The 4,432-nt window shown below is 37.0% G+C and carries 5 protein-coding genes; 2 read left to right on the top strand and 3 right to left on the bottom strand.

The window, feature by feature from the left end; all coding sequences use genetic code 11:
- Positions 1-308: 308 nt before the first annotated feature.
- From JR312_RS06120 to JR312_RS06110, 3 genes are all read right to left on the bottom strand, one after another.
- On the bottom strand, positions 309-1,787 hold the full coding sequence (locus JR312_RS06120) for a UbiD family decarboxylase (RefSeq protein ID WP_416647967.1): 1,479 nt from the start codon (positions 1,785-1,787) through the stop codon (positions 309-311).
- An 87-nt stretch (positions 1,788-1,874) separates the two neighbouring features.
- Positions 1,875-2,948, bottom strand: a complete 1,074-nt coding sequence (locus JR312_RS06115; RefSeq protein ID WP_233395584.1) for a Fic family protein — start codon at positions 2,946-2,948, stop codon at positions 1,875-1,877.
- A 16-nt stretch (positions 2,949-2,964) separates the two neighbouring features.
- A complete protein-coding gene (locus JR312_RS06110; protein ID WP_010081826.1) occupies positions 2,965-3,117 on the bottom strand; it encodes a hypothetical protein in 153 nt (50 codons plus the stop codon).
- A 256-nt stretch (positions 3,118-3,373) separates the two neighbouring features.
- Here JR312_RS06110 and JR312_RS06105 point away from each other — a divergent pair, with 256 nt between their 5' ends.
- The gene (locus JR312_RS06105) at positions 3,374-4,126 is read left to right on the top strand and encodes a DsbA family protein (RefSeq protein ID WP_416647966.1); all 753 of its coding nucleotides are present in this window, start codon (positions 3,374-3,376) and stop codon (positions 4,124-4,126) included.
- A 190-nt stretch (positions 4,127-4,316) separates the two neighbouring features.
- The coding region (locus JR312_RS06100; protein ID WP_416636153.1) for a DUF2460 domain-containing protein at positions 4,317-4,432 on the top strand (116 nt) is incomplete at its 3' end.

The following is a 4,432-nucleotide window of genomic DNA, read 5'->3' as shown; positions in this document are numbered from 1 at the left end:
GGGCTTCTTTTGCCTTTTTTTTCATTTGGTAAATTTCTTAATATTTACAGCTAAACAACAACCGTCATCCCTAAGTATCCCGCTGCTTGTTAGCGGCTGAGATACCGCGAATGAATCGCGGTATGACGGTTCGCGGCAGGATGACGATAAGCTCGTCATCCCACTACTTGTTAGCGGCTAAGAGATACCGCGGCGGTATAGCTATAGGATGACAAAAAAAGGGCACTGTGACGAACTTAAATCACAATTATCAGTTAATGCGGCATTATAAAAAACGCCAAACTTTTTTCTGCTTTTATGCAAGAAGTCTAGTCCATATATTCCTCCCACTTCTCCGCGACTTTCCTTACTATTTCCTCACTCATCTCAATTTTCTTTCCCCACTCTCGTTTGGTTTCAGGCGGGATTTTATTTGTCGCATCAAATCCCATCTTACCTCCAAGTCCACTTTCAGGGGAAGCAAAGTCTAAATAATCAATAGGTGCATTTTCTATCATGATTGTATCACGCACAGGGTCCATCCTTGTTGACATTGCCCACATCACTTCCTTCCAATCACGTACATTTATATCATCATCAACAACGATAATAAACCTCGTGTATAAAAATTGCTTTAGAAAGGAAAGTATGCCCATAACAATTCTTTTTGCCTGCCCTGGATAGGATTTTTTTATCGACACTACCGCTATTCTATATGAGCAACCTTCCGGTGGCAGATAAAAGTCCACTATCTCTGGAAATTGATTGATAAGAATGGGCACAAAAATTTCGTTGAGTGCTTCACCAAGAATCGATGGTTCATCAGGTGGCTTGCCAGTGAAAGTGCTGAGATAAATTGGATTTTTGCGCATAGTAATTGCAGTAATATTAAATTCAGGAAATTGCTCAACAGAATTATAGTAGCCAGTGTGGTCTCCGTATGGCCCTTCGTCTTGATAGCTATCCAAACTCACATAGCCTTCCAGAACGATTTCTGCGTGAGCTGGCACTTGAAGTGGAATAGTCTTACAATTTACAAGCTCAAGCGGCTTCTTTCGCAGTAGTCCAGCAAATTGGTATTCTGACAATGTTTCTGGCACTGGAGTTACCGCAGCAATAATCGTTGCAGGATCACTACCGATCACAGCAGCAGCAGGAAATTTCATATCTCTGCCTTCTTCCTTCCAACGCTTATGGTGAGTTGCGCCACCTCTTTGTGCAAGCCAACGCATTAGTGTTGTTTTTTTATCTATAACCTGCATACGATATATTCCAAGATTAAAATTATCTTGCTTTTCTTTCGTGGGTCCTTTTGTTACCACAATCGGCCAGGTGATAAGTGGTGCAGGTTCATTTGGCCAGCATGTTTGAATGGGCAGTAGACTTAGGTCCACTTCATCTCCGGTTAGCACTACCTCTTGACATGGAGCCTTGCTCACGACTTTACTTCGCATCGATAACACGACTTTCAACAAAGGAAACATTTTTATAGCATCCTTAAAGTTTTTTGGCGGCTCAGGTGATTGCAAAAATGCTAAAAGTTTACCAAGATCTCTTAGTTCATCAGGATTTATGTTCAACCCCAATGCAATCCTCTTAATAGTACCAAATAAATTCACCAAAACTGGAATCGAATTTTTGCCATTTTCTGTGATAACATTTTCAAAAATGATCGCTGGCCCTTTGCTTGACAAAACTCTGCGATGAATTTCTGTCATTTCAAGAACTGTTGAAACTTCCTCCTTAATCCTAATCAGATCTTTTTTTTCTTCTAAGGCTTTGATGAAGTCGCGTAAGTTGTTGTACATATTCCAGTTTTTAAAATTTTAAGTTTATATCTAGTTTTCAAGCACTTTATTGAAATTTGACCTATGCACTGTCTAGCGAGCTTTCAGTTAATTTGAGATCAAATCTTCATATTGCTTACTAAGTTTGTATTTCCTTCCTCTATTGGAAAAATCTACAATCTTGATAAACCCCATTTCCACCCACTTTTTACAAAGTTGCGCACTGGTACGAGGCTTAAAATTAAATAGTTCGCCAACCTGACTAGCTGTAATAGCGGAAAACTCCTGGAAGAGCTCAAGAGCTTTGCGTTGTTTAGGATCAAGCTTACGTATAAGATCAGTCTGATCAGTGTGGTATTCTTCTTCATTTATACGTTGTAAAACGTTCTCAAATGAATTTGCCATACCTTCTACGAAATACTCCACCCACTTAGTGATATCTGCTTCAGCTCGTCCCATATAATAATTGTGCGATGGACCTACACTGATTGCCTCATAATAAGCTCCTAGATTCTTAGCATAATATTCTTCCAATGAATAAAGTCCTTTTAGGTCATACCCACCAAGGTGTAAAATTAATGTAGTCAACAATCTTGCAGTACGACCATTACCGTCATAGTAAGGGTGAATTGTTACAAATTGATAATGCGCAATACCTGCAATAATTGGGCAAGGCACTTGCTCACTGTTACGAATCCAATCAATCATACTGCTCATGAGCTTTGGTACATCCTTTGCTTCAGGTGGCATATAAATTATTGCACGTGTAAGACTATCGCGGATAACATTTTGACCATCACGATAAGGTGTTGATTTTATTTTAGATTTTCCACTTGCTATTACTAGAGCATGTAGTGTTTGAACAGCTTTCTCAGTAATGGGTATTCTCCTTGCTGCCCATTGTTCAACTTGAGTTAAAGCTGCATAATATCCTTTAACCTCATTTTCATCTCTCCTATATTTTGGAAAGTGGCTTTTACCACTTAAAACCTCTTCAATCTGTTTAGGTTCAAGTCGATTTCCTTCAATCATAGTAGAATAGTGTGTGGTATAAAGCCGTGCAGTTTCACGAAGAGACAAAAGCATTGATACAGTGAGCGGCAAATGTAACACTTTTTCTTTTGCTGCTTCAATCCTTATAAGACAACTAGCAATTTTAGAAGTAATCGTATAATTTGGCATCGGCATAATATCTGCATTACATTACTTCTATATTATGCTGATAAAATGCAGATAATACAACATTTACACGACGCCGACCATAAACAGCAATAAATTCGGCTGATTGAGAAAGAAGTTTGTCTTGTAGAATAGCTATTTCTTTTTCTCTACCAATTATTGGCTCGTTCATATGTTTATTCCGCGGAAAATTATACACAGCGGAAACAACTTAAATCTACGCTCCGCGCGCCTCTGCTACCAAGTCTTCTGATGAACTTTGTGGTAATGTGCTTGAGTTTTATTGTTTAAAGTTTGCATTTGAGGCAAAACTGGTTATAAAATACACTTGATATAAATGTTTTTATATATTAACATTAGATGCTTCTTTTAATATATAGATAAATGTGTACTAAAAGTTTTATATTGTAGGTTTTTAAATAAATTGTATGTCTAGAATATCGTTTTTATTAATTTTAATAATAGCAAGCTTGCCGATAATAAACAATTGGCTTTCAAATCGCAGCCAAATGCTAAACGATGATTATATAGGTGAGAAATTAGATAATTATATAAGCAGAAATTTTGATAAGATCGTAAAAACTCTCAAAGAGGAGTCGATTAAAAGTAGTTACGCTGCTCGAGATAATGTAACCAAAAGTAAAATTTCACAATACAAGGATCAAATATTTGACCTTACTTATCCTTACTCCGGAAATGAAAATAGTAGTGTTATAGCTGTAGGCTTCCTTGACTATTCTTGTGGACATTGCAAAGCTATAAAGAATGATATAAAGCAGTTAATTAACGACGGCAAAATTAAGTATATCTTTAGGGATGCTCCAATACTTGGTAACGCTTCTTTAAAGGCAGCAAAAAGTGCTTTAGCTGTCTATTTTCTCGATAAAGAAAAATATTTCGATTTTCACCATGCTGCTTTAAGTCACAAAGGAGAATTTTCAGACGAAAGCATATTGGATATAGTGAAAAACATAGGGATTGATGAGGACGATTTTAATGATTCCATAAAAGATAACGCGGACAAAATTGAGCAAATGATAAACAACAGTAGGCTTCTAGTAAGAGATTTGGGAGTAGGTGGTACACCTTTTTTAATAATTGGAGATAGCCTGTTTGTAGGAGCAACTGATTTGAATGTATTACGCAAAAAAGTAGATGAATTAAGTCACAAGCAAGGCTAGTTACAGTTTGCCATAAAATTTTATTTTTTTGCTTGACAACTCAAATGAACCTGAGTATAGTAATTGTGGGTGTGACAGCAGTTTAACTCAGTAGTCTCATCCACTTTCCATAGCGTCATTTACTATGTGAAACGCTTTCAAATTACAACATTTTCTTCAACCAAACTATTTTACTTTCACAGGAGGACATATGTCATTCACAGAAATTAGATTTCCAGAAAATATATCTTATGGTTCCACTGGAGGACCGGAATTTTCCACTGACGTTGTAACAACTCACAATGGTTGTGAACAGCGCAACATCAA

The sequence above is a fragment of the Wolbachia endosymbiont of Nasonia giraulti genome, assembly GCF_048054155.1.
GTDB lineage: Bacteria > Pseudomonadota > Alphaproteobacteria > Rickettsiales > Anaplasmataceae > Wolbachia > Wolbachia pipientis_C.
Note: the sequence above shows the minus strand (reverse complement) of the source record. Positions and strands in the feature narration are given on the sequence as shown.